Below are 24,018 nucleotides of genomic sequence, written 5' to 3'. Positions count from 1 at the left end.
GCGTCACGGCGAAGCGCTCACTCGCGTGGCCCCCGTGCGTCGCCGTCAGCCTCGGGGCTGCGCGTTGAGCCAGTCGGCGAAGGTCACGGTGCCGAGGTCGGCATCCGCACCCGGGAGGATGCTGCCGTCGCGGATCGCACGCCCGAAGGCCCCGGGGAGGGAGAGTGCTGGCATCCAGCCGCTCCTGCCTGTGTGCGCGGCCCACGAGCGCATCATGTCGACGAGCTGCTCCTCCTGCGGGCCCGCGATGTCCCGCGCCCGCTCCGACGGTCCTGCCTCGGCGAGGTCGACGAGCCGCGTCGCGACCTCCACGATCGCGATCGGCTGCGTGCGCATCCTCAGGGCGAGATGCAGCGGCCCGACTGCCGCATTGCGGTAGGTCTGCGCGGCGAAGTCGTGGAACTGCGTCGCTCTCTGGATCGTCCACGGCACCTGCCCAGAGCGGACCGTCTGCTCCTGAGCGAGCTTTCCGGCGTAATAGCCGTGGGGCGCCCGATCGACGCCGACGATCGACAGCGCGAGATGGTGTCCCACCCCGGAACGGTGTCCTGCCGCGAGGAGGTGCGAGGAGGTCTCGGTGAAGAACTCGGTGGCCGCACGGGCGCTCTGCGTCGAGGTGCTGAGCACGTCGATCACGGCGTCCGCGCCGGACAGCGCCTCCTCGAGTCCGGCCCCGGAGCGCACATCGACGCCGTTGCCACGGGTGAGGACGCGGACTCGGTGACCACGCTGCTGAGCGATCTTCACGACCTCGGTTCCTGCGATACCTGTTCCGCCTGCGACTGCGATCTCCATAGCTCTCCATCCGAAGCTGGTGGGTGTGTCGGTTACGACGCTACCCCGAGAGCGGGCGACATCAGCGGGGCAGCCGCCCTTCGTACAGGAGTCCGTTCGGATCGACCTCGGCACGAAGTGCTCTGAGGCGCTCGATCTCCGCCGGTGTGGCGCAGCGGTCGAGCGTCTGCCCCGGGGTGAGGAACGTCGGGATCGTGCGCCCCGCGGCGACCGGAGCGAGAAGGTCGCGGAACCCCGCGATGCTGGCATCTCCCGGCTCCCTCGGCGCGCCCGGGAACAGCGGCGAGAGCGCGTGAAGCAGCCAGCCAGCCGATTCGAGCGAGGCCAGTCCGGACCGACGAGGACGCGCGAGAGCCCCTCCGAGCATCCGGATGTCGATGCCGATGATGGGCCACTGCTCCGGCAGCTCGCGGAAGGCCAGCAGCTCGTCGATCGTGCTGTCGTCGAGGTCCGTGAGCGCCGCGGAGGCGCCCCGGCCAGGCGTGGGATCTGTCGGTTCGTTCGACCCCGCAGCGAGAGCGGCGGGCGACGTCGGACCGGACACCTCTCTGCGTACCGTGCCCGCACGGCGGATGCCGTCGATCAGCCCCTCTGCGGCGCCATCGGTGGACAGCGCCTGCACGGTGAGGAAGCTGCGCCCGCGGATCTCCTCCGGCAGCTGCGGAGCATCGGGCATCCGCATCGAGTTCATGAAGACGTTGAGCGAGGAGGGCGCGGTCGCGGCGAGGTCGCGCACCGCTCGCATGACTGCCGCGGCATCCGCGACGTCGAAGGTCAGCCCGCTGCCCCACAGGTCAGGGGTGCGGACGAGGTCGATCTCGAGCGCCGTGACGATCCCGACGATGCCGCCCGCGCCGCGCAGCGCCCACATCAGGTCGGGGTCGCTGTCGTCGTCGACGCGCCCGTGCGTGCCGTCCGACCGCAGGATCCACGCCGCACGGAGACCGTCGGATCCCAGGCCTGCCGTTCGACTGAACCAGGAATGGCCTCCACCGAGCGTGTAGCCCGCGACCGTGACGACGGGGCTCGTGCCTGCGGGCGCCGACCAGCCGGTGCCCTCCAGGGCATCGACGACGGCTCCCCATCGAACTCCGCTTCCCACGCGGACGATGCCGGCGTCGAGATCGACGTCGAGCGCGTCGAACGCGCCCATCCGGACGATCACAGTGCCCGCGAGGTCTCCGGACGCGCCGTGCCCGCTCGGCTGCACCGCGAGGCGCACGCCGGTGTCTTCGGCCATGCGCAGCAGAGCCCGCAGATCGGCGACATCGGCCGGCGCGGCCACGCCTTCCGGCCGCTGCTCGACCGCCAGGTTCCACGGACGGCGCTGGGCGTCGAAGCCGTCATCGGACGGCAGGACGAGCGCGCCGTTCACGCCGGCGCGGACGGACTCGAGTGCAGAGGTAAGGGGCATGACGCCACCGTACGATGCCCCACGGACATTGTCGACGGCGCCTGCCCCTGCCGCTCACTCCCCCGCGAGACCGCCCAGCATGTGGCCGAAGGAACGCCCTTCGCCCAGGTAGGTCGCGGGGTCGAACGGGTCGGCCGCCTCGGCTGTGTCCCGAGCGGCGACCGCATCTGCGAGCTCACGTGCGCCCTTCTCCACGCGCTTGGCGAGCGGGGCGACGTCGTCACCCGCACCGCCCCAGTCACTGGAGGCGGCGAACACGCCGGTGGAGACGGCATCCGCGTGGAGGTAGGCGAACAGCGGACGGATCGCGTAGTCGATCGCGAGGGAGTGCCGCGCCGTCCCCGCGTTCGCGCCGATCAGGACCGGCTTCCCGGTCAGCGAATCGGGATCGAGCACGTCGATGAACGACTTGAACAGACCCGAGTAGCTCGTCGAGAAGATCGGCGTCACGGCGATCAGCGCGTCGGCGGACACGACCGTGTTGATCGCGGTCTCCAGCGCCGGCGGGGCGAAGCCCGTGAGCATGTTGTTCGTGATGTCGTGCGCGTAGTCGCGCAGCTCGATCACGTCGATGCTCGCCTCGATGTCATGAGCGGCGAGCGCCTTCACGGTCTCGGCGGCGAGGCGATCCGCCAGCATCCGCGTGGACGAGGGGTTGGAGAGCCCGGCCGAGACGACGGCGATGCGACGCGTGGTGGTCATCTCACGCCTCCTTCCGGCCGAGGCCGAACGCCGAGCCGGCGGGTGCCGGCGTGTCCTGATAGGGCGAGTCGCCGGTGAGGTTGTCGCCGCGGTTCGCACCGGGGCGCGCCTGGCGGGTCGGGCCGTCGCCGTACACCGCCGTGACGCGCGCGGCGTGGGTCGGGGCGTCGGGAACCGAATCCGGGCGGTCCTTCGCGAGCTCCCTGCGGAGCACAGGGACGACTTCGGAGCCGAGGATGTCGAGCTGCTCGAGCACGGTCTTCAGCGGCAGCCCCGCGTGGTCGATGAGGAAGAGCTGCCGCTGGTAGTCGCCGTAGTGCTCGCGCATCGCGGCGTAGCGGTCGATCACCTGCTGCGGCGAGCCGACCGTGAGCGGGGTCATCTCGCTGAAGTCCTCGAGGCTCGGGCCGTGGCCGTACACGGGGGCGTTGTCGAAGTACGGGCGGAACTGGGTCACCGCGTCCTGCGACTTCGCCGCCATGAACACCTGGCCGCCGAGCCCGACGATCGCCTGCTCGGGTGTGCCGTGTCCGTAGTGCGCGTAGCGCTGGCGGTACAGCTCGATCAGGCGCTGATAGTGCTCCTTGGGCCAGAAGATGTTGTTCGCGAAGAAGCCGTCGCCGTAGTACGCGGCCTGCTCGGCGATCTCCGGGGTGCGGATGGAGCCGTGCCACACGAAGGGGGCGATGCCGTCCAGCGGGCGCGGCGTCGAGGTGAAGCCCTGCAGCGGCGTGCGGAACTTGCCCTCCCAGTCGACGACGTCCTCGCGCCACAGCTTGTGCAGCAGAGCGTAGTTCTCGATCGCCAGAGGAAGGCCCTGACGGATGTCCTGCCCGAACCAGGGGTACACGGGACCGGTGTTGCCTCGGCCGAGCATGAGGTCCATGCGTCCGCCGGACACGTGCTGCAGCATCGCGTACTCCTCGGCGATGCGCACGGGGTCGTTCGTGGTGATGAGCGTCGTCGACGTGGACACGATGAGACGCTCGGTCTGCGCCGCGAGCGCGGCGAGGAACGTGGTGGGGCTGGACGACCAGAACGGCGGATTGTGGTGCTCGCCGATCGCGAAGACGTCGAGGCCGACCTCCTCCGCGTGCTTGGCGATCGTCGTCGTGGCCGCGATCCGCTCCTGCTCGCTGGGCGTGACGCCGGTGGTGGGGTCGCGGGTGATGTCGCTGACCGACATGATGCCGAACTGCATCGCCTGTGCGCCTGACTGCTCGCTCATGATTCTCCGTGCTCTCCGAAGCGGACGACTCGGCATCCGTTTCTATTCATTTGAATGTATCTGAGTCAACGCGACCGCACCAACTTTATTCCCGGGGGTAGCCTCGGAGGATGAACAGCGCCGGAGCGGATGCGACAGGCCCCGTCACGGGGGCCGTTCCCAGGCCTCGACGCCGCGTGCCGTTCTGGGACAACGCGCGCTACATCTGCATCGTGCTGGTCGTGCTCGGCCATGCCATCCAGCGTCTCATCTACGACTCCGACATCGCGCTCGCCTTCTACCTGGCGCTCTACGCGTTCCACATGCCGGCCTTCGCGATCATCTCGGGGTACTTCTCGAAGTCGGGATCGCCGACCAGGGTCCAGATGGCCCGCGTCATCACCGACATCCTGGTGCCGTACGTCATCTTCGAGCTCGTCTGGACCCTCACGAAGTGGCTCGTCGAGGGGCAGGCGAACCCCAACCTCACCAAGCCGTCGTGGACGCTGTGGTTTCTGCTGGCCCTCGGCATCTTCCGACTGGTGCTCCCCTACCTCGCCCTGCTGCGCTGGCCGCTGCTGTGGACGATCGTCATCTCGATCGGCGTCGGCTACCTGCCGAACATCGACAGCACCTTCTCGCTCTCACGCACGCTCGGCCTGCTGCCCTTCTTCACTCTCGGCTGGTGGCTCCGGGAGCGCGACATCGTCTCGCGCTTCCAGCTTCTGGCACACCGGCCGTGGTGGTCTCGGATCATCGCCGTCGCTCTCCTGGCGGGAGCCGGGTTCGCGGCGTGGTTCTGGCTCGACGTGTGGGAGAAGATCGACCTGCGGCACTGGCTGTTCTACGAGGACTCGTACGCCGATCTCGGCGGAGAGCAGTGGTGGGCAGGCGGGGCGCGGATCGCCCTGATGGTGGTCGCGGTGCTCCTCAGCGCCGCCTTCTTCACCCTCATCCCGCGGGGGACCTACTGGTGGACCTCGTTCGGCCAGTACACGATGTACGTGTTCCTGCTGCACTCGTTCGTGCTGTACCCCTTCCGCGAGTCCGGCATCCTCCGCGATCTCGAGCCGACATGGCTCTGGCTCCCGCTCGTGACCGTCTCGTCGATCCTCGTCGCTCTCGTGCTCGCCACGAAGCCCGTGCGGCGCCTGTTCCGGCCCCTGGTCGAGCCGCGCCCTGCCTGGCTGTTCGCCGATCCGCAGCTCGCCACCCGCGAGGGGCACCGCAGCGACCCGACCGGCTCCCGGCGACCACGGTAGCGACGATCGCTCTGGAGCATGTCGGGGACAGCGGTTAGCATGCCCCCATGCCCATCACTCTGGAGAACGTCGGGATCGCTGTGAGGGACCTCGACGAAGCCATCGCCTTCTTCACCGACCTCGGCCTGACGGTCATCGGACGGGACACCGTGAGCGGCGAGTGGGCCGACACCGCGGTCGGCCTCGACGGCAACCACGCGAAGATCGCCATGCTCCAGACGCCGGACGGCAACGGCCGCCTCGAGCTGTTCGAGTACATCCACCCCGATGCCATCGAGACCCACCCGACACTCCCCCACGAGATCGGCATGCACCGCGTCGCCTTCTCCGTCGACGACATCGACGCGGCCCTGGAGACGGCGGCGACGCACGGATGCGTCCCGCTGCGCGGCGTCGCGGACTACCAGGGCGTCTACCGGCTCACGTATCTGCGGGGTCCGAGCGGCATCCTGGTCATGCTCGCGCAGGATCTGACGAAGAGCTGAGGCCGAGCCTCAGGCGAACAGCTCGGCGCCGACGTACGAGCCCGCTGCGGCGCCGCCGGGGATCGCCCAGATCCCCGATCCGACGTGGCGGATGTACTCGTTCATCAGGTCGGTCGAGAGGCGCTTCTGCAGGGTGATGAACTGCTGCGGGTCGCGCTGGTACGAGAGGAAGAACAGTCCGGCGTCCAGGCGTCCGAGCGCGTTGTTCCCGTCGACGTAGTTGAACCCGCGGCGCAGGATGCGGATGCCGTCGTTCTGGTCGGGGTGCGCGAGCCGCACGTGCGAGTTCCGGTCGATCGCCGACCCCGAGAACGCCGGCTCGGTGAACTCGTCGCCACCCGACAGCGGAGCGCCGCTGCCCTTCTCCCGACCGATGATCGTGTCCTGCTCGCTGAGCCGCACACGGTCCCACGTCTCGATGAGCATCGCGATCTTGCGCGCGACGAGATAGGAGCCGCCGGCCATCCAGGCGGGCTCGGCGGACGCAGGCACCCAGACGTTCTCCTCCAGCGCCTTCGCATCGTCGGCGAGGATGTTCGCCGTGCCGTCCTTGAACCCGAAGAGGTTGCGCGGAGTCGCGCCGGCCGATGTGGTGCGCGAGGTCTTGCCGAAGCCCAGTTGCGACCATCGGAGGCGGGCGCGCCCGAACGCGATCCGGCTCAGGTTCCGGATGGCGTGCACGGCCACCTGCGGGTCGTCGGCGCACGCCTGGATGCACAGGTCTCCGTGCGAGTGCGCGGGGTCGAGGTCGTCGCCGAGGAAGGCGGGAAGACGCTCCAGCCCCTCAGGGCGCAGCGCCGCGATGCCGTACCGATCGCCGTCCTCGCTCTCGAAGAGGGTCGGCCCGAAGCCTATCGTGATCGTGAGCCCGGACGCGGGAAGCCCCTGCGCCTCGCCGGTGTCGTCCGGCGGCTGCTCGGCGTCGCCGCCCACCGCTCCGGTCGCGCTCACCTCGAGACCCTGCGTGATGCGAGAGGCCGCGTACGACCAGTCCTGCAGCAGCGAGATCAGATCGCCGCGGTCTGTGCGCGGCATCATGTCGAAGGAGGCGAAGTGAAGGTGCTCCTGCACTGGGGTGGTGATGCCCGCCTGGTGCGCGCCGAAGAAGTCGTAGACGCTCTTCGCGTCGGCATCCGCCCTCGCCCGCCCGAGCGCGACGCCTCCGGCCAGTCCCCCGCCGACGCCGACGGCGAGTCCGGCCACGCCTCCGCCGAGGGCCAACCCCAGCAGCCCACGCCTGCTCAGACCCGGAGAATCGGATGCCGCGGCCCCCGCATCGTCATCCGACGCGGGGACAGCGGCATCCGTCGTGCTTTCGCTCACCTCGGGATCGTACCTGTTCTGCGAGTCAGTCGAGGACCGTGCCGGTGAGCTGGGACAGCGGCTCCGCCAGCGCGTTGATCAGGTCGGTGAACTCGCGCTTGTCGTCCTCCGTGAGCTGCGAGTAGTTCACGAAGCCGTCGGTGAGAGAGCCGTGCTTCGCGAGCGCCGCCTCGAGGGCCGCATAGCCGTCCTCGATCTCACCCACGAGCTTCTTACCCTCGGCGCCCTGCGCCTCGGCGAAGTCCTGCACGAGCGAGAAGGCCATCTTGGACCCCTCGACGTTGGCGGCGAAGTCGTAGAGGTCGGTGCCGGACCACCAGTCCTCCTCGCCGGAGATCTTGCCGGTCGCGACCTCGTCGAGCAGCGCGATCGCGCCGTTCGAGATGCCGCCGATGCCCTGGTCGTCGAGCGCCGTGGTGAAGTCCTTCGAGTGCACGTAGTCGTACAGCTCCTGGGTGTCGGCGATCAGCTGATCACCGTATCCGGCGCGCTCCTCGGGAGTGGACGGCGCCCAGTCCTGCCAGGCGGGAGTCTCTCCGTCGGCGTTCAGCGCGTCCTGCGCGGGCACCCAGAGGTCCTTCTCGATGCGGTGGAATCCCGTCCAGTCGAGCCCTTCGGCGACGGCGTCGACCTCGCGGTAGTCGATCCTCGGGTCGAGGTCGCCCAGAGCCTCGGCCACCGGCTCGATGCGCTCGTAGAACGCGCGGGTCTGCGGGAAGAGCGTGCGCGCGGTCTCGTCGTCGCCCGACTCGTACGCGGCCACGAGGGCGTCGACCGCGGGGACGAGCTGCCCGACCTGATCCTTCACGAAGGCCGCGTAGAGGTCGACGGCCTTCTGCTTCTGCTCGGCGTCCTCACCGGTGACGGCGACGCGGTCACCGGTGACCGTGAACTCGGACTTGCCGACGCCGTCGCCGATCATGCCGGGCTTGCAAAGCGTGTAGTAGGTGCCGGGCTGCGCGACGACCGTGAGGGTGCGCGACGCGGCGGGGGCGATGTTCTCGACCTCTCCGACGATCCGGAGGCCGTCCTCGGCCAGCAGGTAGAACTCGCTGGTCTGGCCGCTGGTGTTCTTGACGTCGAAGACCAGCGTGCCGCTCTTCGCGGTGGCACCAGAGACGTCGCACGCGCTGTCGGTCGAGGAGACATCGAACGAGGCGCCAGCGGCGACGTCGGCCTTGGCGACGCAGCCGCTCAGGACGAGCGCAGCCGCGCCTGCGGCGGCGAGGGCACCGAGGATCCGGCGAGAGGTGGTCATGCTGCTCCTTGCTGTGTGAGTGAAGGGGTCGCGGCGTTCTCGACCCGCGCGACCGCTGCCCGAGCGGTCCTGCGGCCGCGAAGACCGCGGAGGAAGAAGAATCCGACGACGAGGATGTAGACCGCCCACGCCACGACCTGAAGCCAGGTCATGCGCGGCATGAAGCCCACGGTCGCCTGGAGAATGGTCGACAAGGGCTGGCCCGGGGCGATGACGGCACTGACGTCGAAGGCCCATCCGAACGGGAAGGCGGCCCAGCCGACGGCGACGGAACCGGTGACCGGGTCGATGGGCGCCAGGGCGGAAGACGGCCCAGGGAGCGCACCCGCCTCCTGGAGGTCCATGATCGCATACGCGAGGACGCCCGCAGCCACAACGACGAGGAACCCGCTCGTCCACGTGAAGAACCGGCGGAGGTCGAGCTTCACCGCGCCCCGTGCGAGGAACCAGCCGATCACCACGGCGGTGCCGAGGCCGAGGAGCGCTCCGAGAAGAGCGGAGGGCGCGTCACCGAAGACCTGCAGCATCGACCACAGCAGCAAGGTGGTCTCGATGCCCTCGCGCGCAACAGACACGAAGCCGATCGCGATGAGCGCCCACAACCCGCCCTGGGTGAGCGCCCTGTCCAGGCCACCCTCCAGGGAGGCCTTCATGGTGCGCCCGGCCTTCTGCATCCAGAAGATCATCCAGGTGACCATTCCGACTGCCAGCAGCGACAGCAGCCCGCCGATGAGCTCCTGCGCCTCGAAAGTCAGCGAGTACGCGCCGAAGGTGAGCACCGCGCCGATGCCCAGTGCGAGGGCGATGGCCAGTCCGATGCCGGCCCACAGCCGCGGCAGCGCATCCTTCCTGCCGAGCCTGCGGAGGTAGGCGACGAGGATGCCGACGACGAGCGCGGCTTCGAGGCCCTCACGAAGGCCGATCAGAAAGCTGGCGAGCACGGGTGGAGACTCTCTCGATACGGACGAAGGTAAGGCATCCCTTACCGATGAGACTTTAGCACCTGCGCATCATCCGCTCGAATGCCGTCACGCTCGGTAATGCTCTGAAACACTCGACGCCGGTGCCCCACAGCCGATCTACTCTCGGGACATGGCTGAACTCTCGCTCCCGATCCTCGACCTCTCCCAGCTCGATGCAGGCCCGGAGGCGGCCGCACGGTTCCGCGACGACCTGCGGAAGGCGACCCACGACGTCGGCTTCTTCTACCTCACCGGCACCGGCGTCTCGTCGGACCTCGAAGCCCGGCTCCACCGCGCCGCCCTCGACTTCTTCGCCCTGCCGGAGGACGACAAGCTCGCGATCGAGAACGTGAACAGCCCGCACTTCCGCGGCTACACCCGCATCGGCGGAGAGCGCACGCAGGGGAAGGTCGACTGGCGCGAGCAGATCGACATCGGCCCCGAGCGCCCGGCGGTCGACGACGGCCCCGCCTTCAACCGACTGATCGGACCGAACCTGTGGCCCGACGCCCAGCCGGAGCTCCGCGACGTCGTCGGAGAGTGGCACGAGACCCTCTCCGATGTCGCCCGCAGGCTGCTGCGCGCCTGGGCGCAGGCCCTGGGCGCCGAGGAGTCGTACTTCGACGAGCACTTCGGCGAGCCCTCCACTCTCATCAAGATCGTCCGCTACCCCGGCACCCACGAGCCCGAGCCCCAGCAGGGCGTCGGCGCGCACAAGGACTCCGGCGTGCTGACCCTGCTCTGGGTCGAGCCGGGCAAGGGCGGCCTCCAGGTCGAGCGGGACGGATCGTGGGTCGACGCACCTCCCGTGCCCGGCGCCTTCGTCGTGAACATCGGCGAGCTGCTCGAGTACGCGACCGGCGGCTATCTGAAGGCCACGAATCACCGCGTCGTCTCCCCGCAGGCGCCGGACGAGCGCATCTCGATCCCGTTCTTCTTCAACCCCGCACTGGACAAGCGACTGCCGCTCATCGAGCTGCCCGCCGACCTCGCGGCCGAGGCGACCGGGGTCACCGAGGACCCGAGCAACCCCATCCACGCGCTCTACGGAGAGAACGCGCTGAAGTCCCGGCTGCGCGCGCACCCCGACGTGGCGGCGATCCACCACGCGGACCTGGTGGCGGCGACCGCCTGACCCGACGGCGGTTCGGTTTCGTCGATCCTGCCGCCCCCTTGCAAGGCTCGGCCGGCCTCCACAGACGAGCGAGCGGAGTCGGCACCGTGCAACGTGCCCGCCGTCGGCATCCCCGCCGAGGTCGCCCGTCGCCGCGGCGAACTCCCGAGAGACGTCAGAATCCGACGTGCCCGCCGAGCTCGACGATCTCGCGCAGCGCGCGCAGATGCCCGGAGAAGGCACTCATTCCTGCCGGAGTGGAGCGCACCCAGGTGCGAGGCCGGCTTCCCGCGCTCCCCTTGCGTGCTCGCACGTAACCGGCGGCCTGCAGGTGCGAGATCGCCTTGCTGAGGGCGGAGTCGTTCGCCTGGAGGATGTCGGCGAGCGTGGCGAAGTCGAGTTCGACGCCTTCTCCGAGCGAAGCCATCAGGGAGAACCTGATGGGCGAGGCGAAGTTGTCGTCGAGACGTGTCCGCGGGTGGGCGTCACGGTCGGTCATCTCCCCTCCGAAGGGGCCTCGGCCTCGGCCGTCGTGTCCGGCGCGGCGACCGGCGCGGGCAGGCACGCAGCGATGCACAGCAGCGCTGCGGCTGTTGCGGCCGCTCCCAGGGCCGACGGCAGGGTCACGGCGTCGGAGTACGCACGCTGGAGCGCGAGCCAGGTGACCACGCCCATGCTCGACAGGTAGGCCGCGATCTGAGGCCACCGCCAGTACCGTCCGAGCGCTTGCGGGCCGGCATCCGTCGTCCAGAGGAACAGCCACACGACCACGGCCATCATCACGAGGATGCCGACGATCGAACCGAGCAGCGCGTTCTCGATCCCGATCGACAGCGCGGCGATGCCGATCAGGATGCCGAGGCCCGCGGTGGCGGCTCGAGTCTGGCCCGGCAACGGCTCCCGCGGTCTCGCGGGTCGCCGTTCCTGACCTCGCTCGCGCCACAGCAGGGCAGCGCCGTAACCGCCGAACCCCAGAAGAATGGCGAGGCCGGGGATGAAGGTCATCCACAGCGGGCGGTTCTGCGCGTCGATGAAGATCAGCAGGAAGAACGCGACCATCGCTGCGCCGTAGGCGACCACCGCTACGACCGACCACGACCTCGCGCCGACCGCTCGCCACTGCACGCCCGCGCGCTCGGCGAACCCTGCGCTGATCTGGCCCGTGATGATGACCAGGAAGATGAACGGCTGCGTCGACGTCGCGTCCGCGCGATTGACCAGCAGCAGGGCGGTGATGAGGACGGCGACGGCGATGCCGCTGAGAATGGCCTGCCACGACGACGCACGCCGGTCGACGCGTTCGTCGCGACGACGGTGCACCTCCTCCACCTCATCGAGGTACTGGCGCGCGACATCGGCGGACGGCGGCGCGAGCGGTGCGGCACCGTCGATCGGCTTCTGTTCCATGATGACCCCCGGTTTCCATCGGGAAAGCTTCTTACTTTCCTACGGGAAAGAAGCCGGGTCGTCAACCTGGACATGACGAAGGCCGCCCACACCGTGGGCGGCCTTCTCAAGAATGTTCTGCGCGATTGAACGCTGGGCTCAATGCCTTATCGACGCAGTCCGAGACGCTCGATGAGCGAGCGGTAACGGTTGATGTCGATGTCCTGGAGGTAACCCAGGAGACGGCGGCGCTGACCGACGAGCAGGAACAGGCCACGACGCGAGTGGTGGTCGTGCTTGTGCTCCTTGAGGTGCTCGGTGAGGTCCTTGATGCGCTGCGTCAGCATTGCGACCTGCACCTCGGGGGATCCGGTGTCACCGGGGTGCGTCGCGTACTCTTCGATGATCGCCTTCTTGACGTCTGCTTCCAGTGCCATAGATTCGATCCCCTCTCTGCTTGTTGCGCGGTGCCCGGCACCTGATGTGCGAGCTCTCTTTATCCGCGGCCGATCAAACGGCAACCTGAAGAGTCTACCAGCCATCCGCACCTGCGGGCGACCATGCGCGGCGCCCGCTCCCCCGCCCCTCGGATACGCTCGGAGGGTGCAGGACCGAGAAGAACAGTGAGCGCGACGCGCGGCCATCTCATCGATCTGACCCCGCTGCGGCGGAGCCCGGCGTTCGCCAGGATGTGGATCGGATCCACCCTCACCGGCATCGGCGGGCAGCTCACCATCGTCACCGTGATGCTGCACGTGTTCTCCCTCACGCACAGCACCTTCGCCGTGTCGATGATCGCGGTGGCGGGGCTCGTGCCGATGATCCTCGCGGGCCTGTACGGCGGCATGCTCGCCGACGCCTTCGACCGCCGTCTCGTCGCGTTGATCGCCGCCACCGTGACGTTCGCCTCGACGGCACTCCTCGCCGCGCTCACCTGGACCGGCATGGAGACGATCTGGTGGCTCTACGCGCTCAGCATGATCAACTCCGCCGCGAACTCGGTGGGCATGGCCACCCGCACCGCGATCGTGCCCCGCCTGATCCCGAGAGATCAGCTCGCGGCGGCATCCGCGCTGAACGGCGTCGCGTTCGGGCTCACCGTCATGGCGGGGCCAGCGCTGGCCGGCATCCTCGTCGCCCTGACCGGATACGGCTGGACGTACTCGATCGACGTCGTGCTCATGCTGTCGATGTTCCTCGGGCTGTGGACGCTCCCGGCGCTGCGCCCCGAGGGCGAGACCGTGCGGCCGGGCCTCGAGTCTCTCAAGGACGGCTGGCGCTTCCTCCGCAGGGCCGGGAACATCCGGATGCAGTACATCCTCGACATCGTCGCGATGACCTTCGGGCAGCCGCTCGTGCTCTTCCCCGCGCTGGGCACGGTGATCCTCGGCGGAGGCGCCGTCACCACCGGCCTGCTCACCGCGGCCGTCGCCGTCGGCACCTTCGGATCGAGTCTGCTCTCCGGCCGCGTCGTGCAGTACCGGTGGCACGGACGCGGCATCGCGAGAGCCGTCGAGGCGTACGGAGCCGCGATCGCCCTGTTCGGCCTGGTCCTGCTCATCGGCGCCCTCACCGGCTCGGCCACCGGGAGATCTCCGAGCATTCCCCTCATCGTGGCCGCCTGCGTCGCGCTCGCCCTCTCAGGAGCCTCCGACAACGTGAGCTCGATCTACCGCAACACGATGATGCAGGCCGCCGTGCCCGACACCATGAGAGGACGCCTCAAGGGGTGTTCATCATCGTCGTCGCGGGCGGGCCTCGGGTGGGCGCGCTGTACGCCGGCACCCTCGCCACCTTCACGGCGCTGTGGTTCCCGCCATTGCTGGGCGGGTTCATCGTGATCGCCCTCGTGGCGCTGCTGGCCCGGAGGAATCCGCGCTTCCGCGCCTACGACGCGGAGAGCCCTGAGCCCTGAGCCCTGGGTTCTGACGGCCGACCGCAGCGATGTCGGAGGTCGGGTGCAGTGTGTGGGCATGAGCACCTCCATCCGCACGGCCACGCTGCCGCTCACCGGGCCTTATGACCTCCGCGAGGTCGCACTCATGGGTTTCGGACACCGCGACGAATCGTCCTTCGACGGCGTGATGCGCCTGGCCTTCTGCACGGACGCGCTCGACACGCAGGTCGGCGTCGAGGTGCGCCAGACCGAGGGCGCGCTCACGCTCACCGTGCACGGCGACGGAGATCTCGGAGCGATCTCCGCTCAGGTCGCGCGCGTCGTGTCCGCCGATCAGGACGGAGACGCGTGGTCCGCGGTCTGCGCGGCGGATCCGGTCCTCACGCGAGTGCACGCCGAGGCTCCCGGCTTCCGTCCGTCGAACTTCTACAGTCCGTACGAGGCGGCGGTGTGGGCGACGCTCTCTGCTCGACGCTCGCGACGCCAGGGCATCGGCCTCCGCCAGCGGCTCTCACTCGCGCACGGCGCCGCTTTCGAACTCGCCGGCCGCACGGAAGCCGCCCTTCCCCTGCCGCATCAGCTGCTCGCCCTCGATGCGGTGCCGGGGCTGCCTGCCGACCGCATCCCGCGGCTGCACGCGATCGCCCGCGCTGCGCAGGAGGGCCTGCTCGACGTGGCGCGCCTCACCGCCATGGACCCCGCTGAGGCCATCTCCGATGTGCAGCGGCTGCCCGGCATCGGCCCCTTCTACGGCGCGCTCATCGTCATCCGCGCGTGCGGGCTGACCGATGTCCTCTCGACTCAGGAGGACCACTCGCGGGCCGCCGTCCAGAGCCTGTACGGCCTCGACCACACGCCGAGCGATGGCGAGCTCGCGCGCATCTCCGAGGCCTGGAGGCCCTTCCGCACATGGGCGGCGGTGTCGCTGCGAGCCGTCGGTTCGCGTCTCGCTTCCCCGGCCGAAGGTTGACGGCCGACTGCTGACCGCCGACGGCTGACTTCTTGCGGCTGACTTCTTGCGGCTGGCGGCTGATTTCTGACCGCCGGCGGCTGGCGGCCCAGAGCCGGTCTGCAGGCATCCGACACACCCCGGACTCCGGATACGCCGACGGCGGGCGCCGAGAGTATCGACGCCCGCCGTCGGGGATGCGGGTGCGGGATCGATCAGTCCTGCTGCAGGGCACCCTGGAGGTCGAGGTTGATCGTGATGTCCTTGCCGACGAGCACCCCACCGGTCTCGAGGGCGGCGTTCCAGGTGAGGCCGAAGTCCTCGCGGTTGATGACGGTGGTCGCAGAGGCGCCTGCCTTGTACGAACCCCACGGGTCGGAGCCGAAGCCGCCGAAGTCGAACGCGAAGCTCACGGGCTTCGAGACGCCACGGATGGTGAGGTCACCGTCCACGAAGAAGTCGCCGTCCTCCACGCGGGTGCCGGTCGACACGAACTCCATGGTCGGGAAGTTCTCGGTGTCGAAGAAGTCGGCGGAGCGGAGGTGGGCGTCGCGGCCCTCATCCTTGGTGTCGATCGAGGAGACGTCGACGCTGGCGGTGACCTTGGCGTCGAGCGGGTTCTCCGGAGCGACGAGCGTCGCGGACTTGATGCCGAACGTGCCGCGCACCTTCGAGATCATCATGTGACGGACGCTGAAGGTGACCTCGCTGTGCGCGGGGTCGAGCACCCAGGTGCCGGAGCGGTAGCCGGGGATGTCGATGCTGGTCATGGTGTCTCCTCTGAGGATCTGACGAAAAGTCCGGCCGCGTGCGCGGCGTCAGAGTGGTGCAACTTGCATTCACAGACATGTATTCCCGTGAATGAAGATTCTTCTTCGAAATGACGAAGGCGCCCCGCCCCCGAGGGAGCGAGACGCCTTGCGCAGAAGTGCGGATCAGCCGACGGCGACCAGATCGATGATGAAGATCAGGGTCTTGCCGGAGAGGAAGTGCCCGCCGCCGACCGGGCCGTAGGCCAGGTGCGGAGGGATGACCAGCTCACGGCGTCCGCCGACCTTCATACCAGGGATGCCGTCCTGCCAGCCCTGGATGAGCCCGCGCAGCGGGAACTGGATGGTCTCGCCGCGACCCCACGAGGAGTCGAACTCCTCGCCGGAGTCGAACTCGACGCCGGCGTAGTGGACGGTCACGGTGTCGCCGGGCTTCGCCTCGGCACCGTCGCCCACGATGATGTCGCGGATGACGAGCTCAGCGGGAGCGGGGCCGGCGGGTGCGTCGAACTCAGGCTTCGTACGATCAGTCATGACTCCATCCAACCCGAGCCCCGACCCCCGGTCAACGCGAGCGCACCTGCTCACAGCGAACACTCCGGCGACCGCCGAACGAGGTCTCAGTCCCTGTCGGCGAGGTCCCTCCCGAGGCGCTGCGACACCCACACCGGGATGAACGAGGCGAGGATGACGACGGTGGCGACCACGTTCACGACGTTCGCCTCGTTGGGCCTCGCCATCTGGTTCATGATCCACAGCGGAAGGGTGTCCACCCCGGGCGGGGCGGTGAAGATCGTGACGTAGACCTCGTCGAAGCTCAGCGCGAAGGCGAGGATGCCGCCGGCGATGAAGGCGCTGCGGAACTGCGGGAAGGTGACCAGACGGAAGGTCTGCCACGGCGTCGCCCCCAGGTCTCTCGACGCCTCTTCTATGCCGGGGTTCAGCCGGCGCAGGCGGGCGAGCACGTTGTTGAACACCATCACGATGCAGAACGTGCCGTGAGCGATGATCATCCCGAAGAAGCCGACCTGGATGCCGATGGGCTCGAGGATCTGGTTGTAGGTGTTGCTCAGGGCCACTCCGGTGACGATGCCGGGCAGCGCGATCGGCAGAACGACGAGCAGGTTGACCGCACGCTGGCCGAAGAACGAGTACCGCTGCAGCGCGAAGGCGACGAGCGTTCCGAGGACGAGGGCGATCGCCGTGGCTCCCGCCGCGACCAGGATCGAGTTCAGGAGAGCCGCGCGCACGGGTTCGCTCGCGAAGGCCTTGCCCCACCACTCCAGGGAGAAGGAGCTCACCGGCCAACTCGCGATCCGCGCCCCGTTGAAGGAGTTCAGCACCACGAGCAGCAGCGGCACGTACATGAACACGAGGATCGCGGCGACGAGGATCCCGAGGATCGTCTTGGAGGTCCTGGACAGTCTCAGCATGGCTGCCTCACATCCTTTCCAGTGCGCCGGTGCGCTGGACACCGACCAGGTAGATCACCACGAAGGCGATGGGCACGAGGGAGAACGCCGCGGCGATGGGCGGGTTGAGGTTGATGTTGGATGCGATCACGCTTCCGATCATCTGCGTCGACCCCCCGACGAACTTGGCGACGAGATAGTCGCCGAGACTCAGCGAGAACGTGAAGACCGAGCCGGCGATGACGGCCGGCTTGATGAGCGGCAGGACGACCGTCCTGATCGTGCGCCACGACCCTGCGCCGAGGTCGGCCGACGCGTCGAAGAGATTCGGAGGCAGCTGTCGGATCGCGGTGTACACGGGCACGGCCATGTAGGGCAGCCAGAGATAGGTGAGGGTGAGGATCACGGTGAAAGCGCTGAATCCAGGCCCGCGCCCGCCGACGGGGCCGACCAGCCAGTTGAAGAACCCGTCCTCCGTGAAGGTGATCCTCATGGCGAGGACCTTCACCAGATAGCCCGCCCACAGCGGCAGCGTGATCGACGCCGCGAGCACTCCGCGCAGCCATGGCGAAGCCACCTTCGCCATGAAGATCCCGAGCGGGATGGAGATGAGGATGCACACCGCGGTGACGGCGAGGGCGATCCCCAGAGTGCGCAACGACGTCGAGAGATAGGCCGGATTGGCGATGAGCTGTTCGAAGTTGCCGAGCGTGAAACCCGGCTTCACCTTCGAGGTGAAGGGATCGGTCACCCAGAAGGCGGTCACCAGCAGCATCACGAGGGAGAAGATGTAGACGCCGATGAGCCAGGCCATCGGCAGGGCGAGCAGCCCCGCGATCCGTGCGCGTCGCTTCATGGTCATTCCTGTCTCGAGAAGTCGAGTGCGGTGGGGCGGAGCCCGAACGGGCTCCGCCCCCCGGTGGATCAGTTCTTGACCGTCAACCAGGCGTCGGTCCACTGCTGGAAGTTGGTGCAGGTCACATCGGTCCGCCCGTCGATGCACTGCTCGATCGGCGTCGTCCAGAACCAGACCTTCTTGAAGTACTCCTCGTTCGTGGCGTTGTAGTACTCGCAGTGCGCCTTCGCCTCGTCGCTCGTGTCGCAGAACGCCGCGTTCGCCGGCGCCATGCCGAAGTTCATCGCGATCGCGCCGTTGACCTCGGGCGAGGACGCGTAGTCCATCCACGCGTACGCGCAGTTCGGGCTCTTCGCCTCGGCAGCGAGCATCCACGCGTCCGACCATCCGGTCGACCCTTCCTCCGGCAGCACGCTCTTGAACCTGTCGTCCTCGGTGAGCTTGCGCAGCACCTCCCACGACGTGCCCAGCACCGTGGTGCCGCCGGCGAACGAGGTGATCTGAGCAGCAGGATCGGCCCAGTACTCCGAGACGATGCCGTTCTGCTGCTTCAGCAGGTCGACCGCGGCGGCGAGCTGCTCCTCGTCCAGGGCGTACGGGTTCTTGATGCCGAGCTCCGGTTCGTGCGCCATGAGGTAGACCGCGGCGTCGGCGATGTAGATCGGCGCGTCGTAGGCGATGATCTTGCCCGCATACGGACTGTCCTTCTCCCAGGCCACGTCCCAGCTGGTGGGTTCTTCGGTGACGACCTCGCTGTCGTACTGCAGGATGTTCGCGCCGCGGCCGATCGGGATGCCGTAGGACTTGCCGTTGATCGTGTCGTAGATCTGCCCCTTCATCCCCTCGACGATGTCGTCGCCGAAGTTCGGGATCAGCTCGAGGTTGAGCGGCTGCACATCGCCGCCGGCGATGAGGCGGAGGCTCGCGTCACCCGAGGCCGACACCAGGTCGTAGTCCCCCGTGCGCATGAGCTGCACCATCTCGTCGCTCGTGCCGGCGACGCGGCGGTTCACGACGCACCCCGTCTCCTCGGTGAACGCGTCGCTCCAGTCGGACTCGACGAAACCGCTCCAGGCGACGATGTTGACCTCTCCCTCATAGTCGCCGAGCTCCTTCTGCATCGGGATGTCGGGGACGTCGATCTCGAGCTGGCCTCCCCCCTCCGCGGGGGCGTCGGTCGTTCCGGAACAGGCGGACAGGGAGAGCACGGCGACGGCGGTCATCGCCGATACGGTCAGGATCTTCTTACGCATGGATCGCTCCTTTGTGATCAGTGCTGCAGGTGGGTGTACGGGTGTTTCAGGGGAGCCGCGCCGCATGGTCAGGTGTCCACGCGACACGGACGTGGTCCCCGCGGCCGAAGGCGGCTCCCGCCGCGGGGTGGTGTGCGTTCGGGCGTTCGGCGATGATGTCGGCTCCGGCGTCCGTCGAGACGAGGAATCGCGTCGCCGGCCCCGTGTAGACGACCTCGCGGACGGCCCCCGTCAGCGAGACCTCGCCCTCGTCGTGCGCGTCGTCGACGCCGAGCAGCCGAACGCGCTCCGGCCGGATGCTCATCGTGCGGCTGTCGCCCGTGAGCTCTCCCGCGAGGTCGCCCCCGATGAGGTTGGAGAGACCGAGGAAACGCGCGACGAACTCCGTCTGAGGGAACTCGTAGACGTCGCGTGCTGTCCCGATCTGCTCGATCCGTCCGTTGTTGAAGACGGCGACGCGGTCGCTGAGGGTGAGCGCCTCTTCCTGGTCGTGCGTCACGAAGATGAACGTGATGCCCACTTCACGCTGGATCTGCTTGAGCTCGATCTGCATCTGCTCGCGGAGCTGCTTGTCGAGCGCTCCGAGAGGCTCATCGAGCAGGAGCACCTGCGGACGCAGGATGAGCGCACGGGCGAGGGCGATGCGCTGCCGCTGTCCTCCGGAGAGCTGATGAGGGAGTCGGCCGGCGACATGGTCGAGACGAACCTGCTGGAGCGCACGACGCACGCGCTCGGTGCGCGTGGCCTTGCCCTCTCCCCTCACCTTGAGCCCGTATCCCACGTTCTCCGCGATGGTGAGGTGCGGGAACAGCGCGTAGTCCTGGAAGACCGTGTTCACCTGCCGCGCGTGCGGCGGCGTGCGGGTGACGTCGACCCCGGACAGGCGGATGACGCCGCTCGTCGCATCCTCGAACCCGGCGATCATGCGGAGCACCGTCGTCTTGCCGGAGCCGGAGGGACCGAGCATCGAGAGGAACTCCCCCGATGCGACCTCGAGTTCCAGGTCGCGGACGGCGGTGAACTCGCCGAACGACTTCGTGACGCCGTGCAGAGTCACGGTGCCATCGGTCTTGGGGGGATCGGCGACTGCGTCGGCGACGGGGGCTGTGGCGATCATCTCGCGCTCCTCGGATCAACGTCGAACTCGGAAGGTTTCCTAAACATATAAACACAGAGGTAATATTTCAAGTACCGATTTTGTCGCGTTCACCGACAAGGGTGGAGAATCTGAGGATGGAACCGATTGCAGCGCCCACAGAGGCCGCCGCCGATTCCGCTGCGACGGCGCCGGAGAGCCGCGTGCAGCAGCATCCTCACCGCCTGCAGGGGGCGCTCTTCCAGCCGATCGGAGACGAGGGCCGCGCCGAGCTCGTCGAGCGCAGGCTCGTCGACGCGATCACCCGCGGCCATCTGCGGGCCGGCGAACGGCTTCCCACCGAGGCGGATCTCGCCAAGAGCCTCGGAGTCGCTCCTGTCACGGTCCGCGAGGCGCTCCTCGCCCTGCGCGGGCGCGGGCTCGTCACGACACGGCGCGGACGCAACGGCGGCAGCTTCGTCGCGGAGCACGCGGACCCGCTCTCCTTCGCCCGCGAGGCCGTCCGGTCGACCTCCCGCGTGGCGCTGCGCGATCTCGGCGCGCACTACGCGGCGATCACCGGCGCCTGCGTGCGTCTCGCGGCACGCCGAGCCGATCCCACGGAGACGCAGCAGGTGCGGCGGCGCATCGAGCGGCTGAGCGAGCTGGACGGCGATCAGCAGCGCCGTCTCCTCGACGACGTCCAGATCGAGATCGTGGCGCTGAGCCAGTCCGCGCGCCTGACCAGGGAGCAGATGAAGCTGCAGGCAGAGCTCTCGCCGTACCTCCGCCTGGTCGCGTCGGAGAGCGATGACAGACTGCGACAGGCCCGGCATCTCGCCGCCGTCATCGACGCGGTCGAGGCCGCGGATCCGGATGCCGCGGGCGCCAGGACCGAGCTCATGGTCTCCGAGACCATCGACGCACTCATCCAGCTGCAGGCTGCAGCCGGCTGACAGATGACCGACATCGACGTGCACAGGAGGACGCGATGACCACAGGAACCGAGACCACAGCGGTCGAGGCCGCGGCCGAGATCGTCCGGGGATACTTCTCCGAGCCCATCCGCGCGCTGCGCGCCTGGGCTCCCCTGTTCGCAGCACAGGTGGCGGACGTTCGCGCCACCAGCCCGCTCACCAGCGCGAGGATCGATGCGCTCGTCGAGCCGCACGCCCTCGCATCCCTCGAGCTGCCCGGCGTTCCCGTGTACGGAGCGGGTTTCATCGCCGCGATCGATCTCCTCGCCGACGCGCGCAGCCACCTCGCGTGGTGGCAGGGCGCCGACCACCGTCAGCTGGTGCTCGCCTCCCAGACGGTGAACAAGGAGGACATCGACTACAGCGCCCTGGAGTGGTATCGCGTGCCGATGACCACGGGAGAGCCGCACGTCGCCGGCCCGTACGTGGACTACCTCTGCAGCGACGAGTACACCATCACGATCGCCGTCCCCGCCGACATCGACGGGGAGCGCATCGGCGTCGCCGGCCTCGATCTGCTCGTGGCCGCCGTCGAGAAGGAGCTCACACCGCGCTTCATGGCACTCGGCCACCAGGTGACCCTCACCAACGGTGTCGGACGCGTGGTGGTCTCGACCGATCCGCGGTGCGCGACGGGCGACTCGGTGCGCGGCAGTCGGCTCGCCGCTCTCCCCCGGATCGCGTGCGAGGGTGTGGCCCTCGATGTGATCGTCGAGGAGGTCTGACCCCGAAGGGGGCGCGAAGAAACCTCTTGACACCCGAGAGCACCGGGTGCACCCTGTTTACAGATCAACTCAGCGCCCGGTAGACATGCAGGCATCGCCGCAGCACCGGGCGCTGAGTCTTGCTACGACGTATCACTGCGACCGGTGCCTCGGCCCGCTCACTCCCGTCCGGAACGGGCCTCTGCGGCGTAGCCCTCGAGCATCACCGCGAGCTCGACGGGGTGGCTGAGCGGAACGCAGTGGCTCCCCGTGATGTCATCCGCGACGACATCGAGCCGCTCGAGTGCGAGCGCCCTGAGGAACTCCGGCGGGAAGAAGCGATCCTCGGTGCAGACGATGTACTTCGTGCTCACGCGGGGCCATTCGGCCAGCGGCCAGGGCGCCGCCATCGCGGCAGAAGACGGATGCGCGCGCTCCTTGCTCATCGCCTCCTCGGCGAGTTCGCGCGGCACGTCGTGATAGAAGCTCACGAAGGGATCCTCGTTGCCCGTGAGACCTCCGTCGCGCTCCGCGGCTGCGGCGACCGCGTCGCCGCAGCGGGTGCGCGACCACCATTCGTCGGGCGACTCCCCCGGCGAAGGGATCATGCCGGCGAGGAGCACGAGAACGTCGGCCGACAACCGCTCGGCGAGGATGGGAGCGGTGAAGGCTCCCATCGAGTGCCCCACCACGACCAGATCGTGCAGCTCCCCCACCTCCGCGACGACGGCGTCGGCGTAGTCCGCGAACCCCTGGGTCTCGTCGCCCCCAGGCAGATCGGGCGCGAACACCTCGTGGCCGCGCGCGCGGAGCTCGGCCCCCACGAGGTGCCAGGACCAGCCGACGTCGCCGGCGCCGTGGATGAGGAGGAACGCGCTCATGACCGTCTCCGCTCAGTACGCCAGCAGTGCTGCCCTGGTGGCGCGGGTTCGCACGAGGAGCGCCTGTTCGTCCTGCGCGGCGAGCGGATCCCGCCCGGTGATCGCACGCTGACGCACCGATGCCAGCGTCGTCGCGTCCTTGATGAACTCGCGCATCAGCGGACGCCTGTCGCCCCGGAGCTGCGCGGCCCAGCTCATGCCGACCTTGCGGCCACCGGGGGTCGCCAGCATGTTCACCTCCTCGGGGGTGAACCATCCGGCCGCCGCGTACTCGCCCAGACGCGATCGCGTCAGGCGCGCCTCCTCCCGACGGAGCGCGACGATCCCGAAGATGAAGCCGACGAACAGCGGCACCTGCAGCGTGAAGTACAGCAGGAAGAAGTCGGAGAAGGTGGCGGTGCCGTTCCACAGCGCGTGCAGGAGCATCGCGCCGATCCAGCCGAGAACCCCGAACCCGAGGGCCGCTCCCGCTGACGCGTGACGACGCGCCGCCAAGCCGATCGCGAGGCCGGTGAGCGAGGTGAACATCGCGTGGGCGAAGGGCGACATCAGAGCGCGCACCACGAAGGTCATCGTCAGCTGGGGACCTCCGCCCTCGATGAGGCTGATCGCGAAGTACTGGATGTTCTCGGTGAACGCGAACCCGGCGCCGACCAGCGCGCCGTAGACCACGCCGTCGACCGGCCCGTCGAAGCTCCGCCTGGCGATGAGGAAGATGAGGAAGACGCCGACGCCCTTCCAGAACTCCTCCACGACGGGCGCCTGCACGACCGCAGCGGCCGCGTCGCTGGCGGGCCGAAGAAAGCACTGAGACCGAAGTCCACGAGCAGCGTGAGCCCGATGGCGGCGATCGCGCCCCAGGCGATCGCGAAGAACACCAGGAGTTTGGGCTCCGGCTCCCACCTGTCGATCATGCGCACGACGAAGAACACGATCGTGAGCGGGATGAGCGCCAGGACGAGCCCGATGACGGATGCCCAGGTGCCGAGGAACATCGCGAAGTAGCCGATCAGAGCCATCAGCAGGAAGCCGAGGACGCCGAACAGGGAGTAGAGGGCGATGCGGCCGCCGCGCCGCGGCGCCGGGAGCGACGGGAGCCCCTGAGCCGGCGACGGCGCGACGGGAGCGGGAGGCGCGTAGGGAGTGGGCTGGGCGAGCACCGATCCGTAGACCGGCTGCTGGGCGAAGGCCGCCGGCGTGTAGTCCGACCGGGCGTACTGCTGAGCACCGTACTGCGGTGCGGGTGCGCCGTAGGGCGGCTGAGGCGACTGCGCCGGCGGCGCATAGTGCGGTGCGGGTGCGCCGTAGGGCGGCTGCGGCGGGGGTGCGTACTGCG

At 68.7% G+C, this 24,018-nt stretch carries 25 protein-coding genes and 1 pseudogene; 8 read left to right on the top strand and 18 right to left on the bottom strand.

All coding sequences use genetic code 11. The features are described from left to right. Positions 1 to 45: 45 nt before the first annotated feature. The 4 genes from ACFY5A_RS12970 to ACFY5A_RS12955 form a co-directional block, all read right to left on the bottom strand. A complete protein-coding gene (locus ACFY5A_RS12970) occupies positions 46 to 795 on the bottom strand; it encodes an SDR family oxidoreductase (RefSeq protein WP_387234592.1) in 750 nt (249 codons plus the stop codon). Positions 796 to 856: 61 nt separating this feature from the next. After that, positions 857 to 2,209, bottom strand: a complete 1,353-nt coding sequence (locus ACFY5A_RS12965; protein WP_387234589.1) for an FAD-binding oxidoreductase — start codon at positions 2,207 to 2,209, stop codon at positions 857 to 859. A gap of 54 nt (positions 2,210 to 2,263) precedes the next feature. After that, the gene (locus ACFY5A_RS12960) at positions 2,264 to 2,911 is read right to left on the bottom strand and encodes an FMN reductase (protein WP_105676615.1); all 648 of its coding nucleotides are present in this window, start codon (positions 2,909 to 2,911) and stop codon (positions 2,264 to 2,266) included. 1 nt (position 2,912) lies between these two features. Continuing rightward, positions 2,913 to 4,139 carry an LLM class flavin-dependent oxidoreductase gene (locus ACFY5A_RS12955; protein WP_387234586.1) on the bottom strand — a complete coding sequence of 409 codons (1,227 nt, stop codon included), beginning with the start codon at positions 4,137 to 4,139 and terminating at the stop codon, positions 2,913 to 2,915. Between the two features lie 110 nt (positions 4,140 to 4,249). Between ACFY5A_RS12955 and ACFY5A_RS12950 the strand changes: the two genes are divergently transcribed. Both ACFY5A_RS12950 and ACFY5A_RS12945 read left to right on the top strand, forming a co-directional pair. Next, positions 4,250 to 5,380, top strand: a complete 1,131-nt coding sequence (locus ACFY5A_RS12950; RefSeq protein ID WP_387234583.1) for an acyltransferase family protein — start codon at positions 4,250 to 4,252, stop codon at positions 5,378 to 5,380. Between the two features lie 47 nt (positions 5,381 to 5,427). After that, complete coding sequence (locus ACFY5A_RS12945; protein WP_341942390.1) at positions 5,428 to 5,865, top strand: VOC family protein; 438 nt, start codon at positions 5,428 to 5,430, stop codon at positions 5,863 to 5,865. Positions 5,866 to 5,874: 9 nt separating this feature from the next. Here the strand turns inward: ACFY5A_RS12945 and efeB are convergent, their stop codons facing one another. Genes efeB through efeU form a run of 3 tightly spaced genes read right to left on the bottom strand, consistent with a single transcriptional unit; the run spans position 5,875 to position 9,387 of the window. Further along, positions 5,875 to 7,188, bottom strand: coding sequence for an iron uptake transporter deferrochelatase/peroxidase subunit (gene efeB / locus ACFY5A_RS12940; protein WP_387234580.1), 1,314 nt, complete (start codon positions 7,186 to 7,188; stop codon positions 5,875 to 5,877). A 25-nt stretch (positions 7,189 to 7,213) separates the two neighbouring features. After that, entirely contained in the window at positions 7,214 to 8,446 is a 1,233-nt protein-coding gene (gene efeO, locus ACFY5A_RS12935; protein WP_387234577.1) for an iron uptake system protein EfeO, read from the bottom strand. After that, positions 8,443 to 9,387 carry an iron uptake transporter permease EfeU gene (efeU, locus tag ACFY5A_RS12930; RefSeq protein ID WP_341942393.1) on the bottom strand — a complete coding sequence of 315 codons (945 nt, stop codon included), beginning with the start codon at positions 9,385 to 9,387 and terminating at the stop codon, positions 8,443 to 8,445. The genes efeO and efeU overlap by 4 nt, the downstream gene beginning before the upstream one ends. A gap of 151 nt (positions 9,388 to 9,538) precedes the next feature. On the opposite strand from efeU, the gene ACFY5A_RS12925 reads away from it, so the two are divergent. Further along, on the top strand, positions 9,539 to 10,543 hold the full coding sequence (locus tag ACFY5A_RS12925) for an isopenicillin N synthase family dioxygenase (protein ID WP_387234574.1): 1,005 nt from the start codon (positions 9,539 to 9,541) through the stop codon (positions 10,541 to 10,543). Positions 10,544 to 10,697: 154 nt separating this feature from the next. Here the strand turns inward: ACFY5A_RS12925 and ACFY5A_RS12920 are convergent, their stop codons facing one another. The 3 genes from ACFY5A_RS12920 to rpsO form a co-directional block, all read right to left on the bottom strand. Further along, entirely contained in the window at positions 10,698 to 11,021 is a 324-nt protein-coding gene (locus tag ACFY5A_RS12920; protein ID WP_386953052.1) for a transcriptional regulator, read from the bottom strand. Continuing rightward, positions 11,018 to 11,929, bottom strand: coding sequence for a hypothetical protein (locus ACFY5A_RS12915; RefSeq protein ID WP_387234571.1), 912 nt, complete (start codon positions 11,927 to 11,929; stop codon positions 11,018 to 11,020). The genes ACFY5A_RS12920 and ACFY5A_RS12915 overlap by 4 nt, the downstream gene beginning before the upstream one ends. A gap of 146 nt (positions 11,930 to 12,075) precedes the next feature. Then, positions 12,076 to 12,345 carry a 30S ribosomal protein S15 gene (gene rpsO, locus ACFY5A_RS12910; protein WP_005048780.1) on the bottom strand — a complete coding sequence of 90 codons (270 nt, stop codon included), beginning with the start codon at positions 12,343 to 12,345 and terminating at the stop codon, positions 12,076 to 12,078. 186 nt (positions 12,346 to 12,531) lie between these two features. Between rpsO and ACFY5A_RS12905 the strand changes: the two are divergent. Both ACFY5A_RS12905 and ACFY5A_RS12900 read left to right on the top strand, forming a co-directional pair. Beyond that, positions 12,532 to 13,823: pseudogene (locus ACFY5A_RS12905) on the top strand (MFS transporter). 58 nt (positions 13,824 to 13,881) lie between these two features. Further along, a complete protein-coding gene (locus ACFY5A_RS12900; protein ID WP_387234568.1) occupies positions 13,882 to 14,775 on the top strand; it encodes a DNA-3-methyladenine glycosylase family protein in 894 nt (297 codons plus the stop codon). A 194-nt stretch (positions 14,776 to 14,969) separates the two neighbouring features. On the opposite strand, the gene ACFY5A_RS12895 is transcribed toward ACFY5A_RS12900, so the two are convergent. From ACFY5A_RS12895 to ACFY5A_RS12870, 6 genes are all read right to left on the bottom strand, one after another. Continuing rightward, on the bottom strand, positions 14,970 to 15,524 hold the full coding sequence (locus ACFY5A_RS12895; RefSeq protein WP_387234565.1) for a YceI family protein: 555 nt from the start codon (positions 15,522 to 15,524) through the stop codon (positions 14,970 to 14,972). A gap of 165 nt (positions 15,525 to 15,689) precedes the next feature. Then, on the bottom strand, positions 15,690 to 16,058 hold the full coding sequence (locus tag ACFY5A_RS12890) for an FKBP-type peptidyl-prolyl cis-trans isomerase (RefSeq protein ID WP_105674561.1): 369 nt from the start codon (positions 16,056 to 16,058) through the stop codon (positions 15,690 to 15,692). Positions 16,059 to 16,144: 86 nt separating this feature from the next. After that, entirely contained in the window at positions 16,145 to 16,957 is an 813-nt protein-coding gene (locus ACFY5A_RS12885; protein ID WP_223586598.1) for an ABC transporter permease, read from the bottom strand. Positions 16,958 to 16,964: 7 nt separating this feature from the next. Further along, positions 16,965 to 17,792 (bottom strand): ABC transporter permease, encoded by an 828-nt coding sequence (locus tag ACFY5A_RS12880; protein WP_341942399.1) that lies wholly within the window; start codon positions 17,790 to 17,792, stop codon positions 16,965 to 16,967. A 68-nt stretch (positions 17,793 to 17,860) separates the two neighbouring features. After that, positions 17,861 to 19,045: an extracellular solute-binding protein gene (locus ACFY5A_RS12875; protein WP_387234562.1), complete on the bottom strand. Its 1,185-nt coding sequence runs from the start codon at positions 19,043 to 19,045 to the stop codon at positions 17,861 to 17,863. A gap of 46 nt (positions 19,046 to 19,091) precedes the next feature. Further along, a complete protein-coding gene (locus ACFY5A_RS12870) occupies positions 19,092 to 20,162 on the bottom strand; it encodes an ABC transporter ATP-binding protein (protein ID WP_387234559.1) in 1,071 nt (356 codons plus the stop codon). Between the two features lie 116 nt (positions 20,163 to 20,278). Here ACFY5A_RS12870 and ACFY5A_RS12865 point away from each other — a divergent pair, with 116 nt between their 5' ends. Together ACFY5A_RS12865 and ACFY5A_RS12860 are read left to right on the top strand one after the other, a co-directional pair. Beyond that, positions 20,279 to 21,076 carry a FadR/GntR family transcriptional regulator gene (locus tag ACFY5A_RS12865; protein WP_105674571.1) on the top strand — a complete coding sequence of 266 codons (798 nt, stop codon included), beginning with the start codon at positions 20,279 to 20,281 and terminating at the stop codon, positions 21,074 to 21,076. Between the two features lie 35 nt (positions 21,077 to 21,111). Beyond that, positions 21,112 to 21,822 carry a cache domain-containing protein gene (locus ACFY5A_RS12860; RefSeq protein WP_387234556.1) on the top strand — a complete coding sequence of 237 codons (711 nt, stop codon included), beginning with the start codon at positions 21,112 to 21,114 and terminating at the stop codon, positions 21,820 to 21,822. A gap of 158 nt (positions 21,823 to 21,980) precedes the next feature. Here ACFY5A_RS12860 and ACFY5A_RS12855 read toward each other — a convergent pair whose 3' ends face one another. After that, positions 21,981 to 22,682: an alpha/beta hydrolase gene (locus ACFY5A_RS12855; protein ID WP_341942403.1), complete on the bottom strand. Its 702-nt coding sequence runs from the start codon at positions 22,680 to 22,682 to the stop codon at positions 21,981 to 21,983. 12 nt (positions 22,683 to 22,694) lie between these two features. Next, positions 22,695 to 23,435, bottom strand: coding sequence for a PrsW family intramembrane metalloprotease (locus tag ACFY5A_RS12850; protein ID WP_387234552.1), 741 nt, complete (start codon positions 23,433 to 23,435; stop codon positions 22,695 to 22,697). A gap of 87 nt (positions 23,436 to 23,522) precedes the next feature. On the opposite strand from ACFY5A_RS12850, the gene ACFY5A_RS12845 reads away from it, so the two are divergent. Continuing rightward, positions 23,523 to 23,687, top strand: a complete 165-nt coding sequence (locus tag ACFY5A_RS12845) for a hypothetical protein (protein ID WP_387234549.1) — start codon at positions 23,523 to 23,525, stop codon at positions 23,685 to 23,687. Positions 23,688 to 24,018: the final 331 nt, after the last annotated feature.

Source organism: Microbacterium sp. NPDC012755 (assembly GCF_042901325.1).
GTDB classification, from domain to species: domain Bacteria; phylum Actinomycetota; class Actinomycetes; order Actinomycetales; family Microbacteriaceae; genus Microbacterium; species Microbacterium natoriense.
This window is presented reverse-complemented; position numbering and strand designations above follow the sequence as displayed.

Bases quoted from the DNA above. Each gene is read 5' to 3' on its own strand.
- ACFY5A_RS12970 (WP_387234592.1), bottom strand. From the start codon at position 795: ATGGAGATCGCAGTCGCAGGCGGAACAGGTATCGCAGGAACCGAGGTC.
- ACFY5A_RS12965 (WP_387234589.1), bottom strand. From the start codon at position 2,209: ATGCCCCTTACCTCTGCACTCGAGTCCGTCCGCGCCGGCGTGAACGGC.
- ACFY5A_RS12960 (WP_105676615.1), bottom strand. From the start codon at position 2,911: ATGACCACCACGCGTCGCATCGCCGTCGTCTCGGCCGGGCTCTCCAAC.
- ACFY5A_RS12955 (WP_387234586.1), bottom strand. From the start codon at position 4,139: ATGAGCGAGCAGTCAGGCGCACAGGCGATGCAGTTCGGCATCATGTCG.
- ACFY5A_RS12950 (WP_387234583.1), top strand. From the start codon at position 4,250: ATGAACAGCGCCGGAGCGGATGCGACAGGCCCCGTCACGGGGGCCGTT.
- ACFY5A_RS12945 (WP_341942390.1), top strand. From the start codon at position 5,428: ATGCCCATCACTCTGGAGAACGTCGGGATCGCTGTGAGGGACCTCGAC.
- efeO (WP_387234577.1), bottom strand. From the start codon at position 8,446: ATGACCACCTCTCGCCGGATCCTCGGTGCCCTCGCCGCCGCAGGCGCG.
- ACFY5A_RS12925 (WP_387234574.1), top strand. From the start codon at position 9,539: ATGGCTGAACTCTCGCTCCCGATCCTCGACCTCTCCCAGCTCGATGCA.
- ACFY5A_RS12920 (WP_386953052.1), bottom strand. From the start codon at position 11,021: ATGACCGACCGTGACGCCCACCCGCGGACACGTCTCGACGACAACTTC.
- ACFY5A_RS12915 (WP_387234571.1), bottom strand. From the start codon at position 11,929: ATGGAACAGAAGCCGATCGACGGTGCCGCACCGCTCGCGCCGCCGTCC.
- rpsO (WP_005048780.1), bottom strand. From the start codon at position 12,345: ATGGCACTGGAAGCAGACGTCAAGAAGGCGATCATCGAAGAGTACGCG.
- ACFY5A_RS12900 (WP_387234568.1), top strand. From the start codon at position 13,882: ATGAGCACCTCCATCCGCACGGCCACGCTGCCGCTCACCGGGCCTTAT.
- ACFY5A_RS12895 (WP_387234565.1), bottom strand. From the start codon at position 15,524: ATGACCAGCATCGACATCCCCGGCTACCGCTCCGGCACCTGGGTGCTC.
- ACFY5A_RS12890 (WP_105674561.1), bottom strand. From the start codon at position 16,058: ATGACTGATCGTACGAAGCCTGAGTTCGACGCACCCGCCGGCCCCGCT.
- ACFY5A_RS12885 (WP_223586598.1), bottom strand. From the start codon at position 16,957: ATGCTGAGACTGTCCAGGACCTCCAAGACGATCCTCGGGATCCTCGTC.
- ACFY5A_RS12880 (WP_341942399.1), bottom strand. From the start codon at position 17,792: ATGAAGCGACGCGCACGGATCGCGGGGCTGCTCGCCCTGCCGATGGCC.
- ACFY5A_RS12875 (WP_387234562.1), bottom strand. From the start codon at position 19,045: ATGCGTAAGAAGATCCTGACCGTATCGGCGATGACCGCCGTCGCCGTG.
- ACFY5A_RS12870 (WP_387234559.1), bottom strand. From the start codon at position 20,162: ATGATCGCCACAGCCCCCGTCGCCGACGCAGTCGCCGATCCCCCCAAG.
- ACFY5A_RS12865 (WP_105674571.1), top strand. From the start codon at position 20,279: ATGGAACCGATTGCAGCGCCCACAGAGGCCGCCGCCGATTCCGCTGCG.
- ACFY5A_RS12860 (WP_387234556.1), top strand. From the start codon at position 21,112: ATGACCACAGGAACCGAGACCACAGCGGTCGAGGCCGCGGCCGAGATC.
- ACFY5A_RS12855 (WP_341942403.1), bottom strand. From the start codon at position 22,682: ATGAGCGCGTTCCTCCTCATCCACGGCGCCGGCGACGTCGGCTGGTCC.
- ACFY5A_RS12845 (WP_387234549.1), top strand. From the start codon at position 23,523: ATGGCGGCGATCGCGCCCCAGGCGATCGCGAAGAACACCAGGAGTTTG.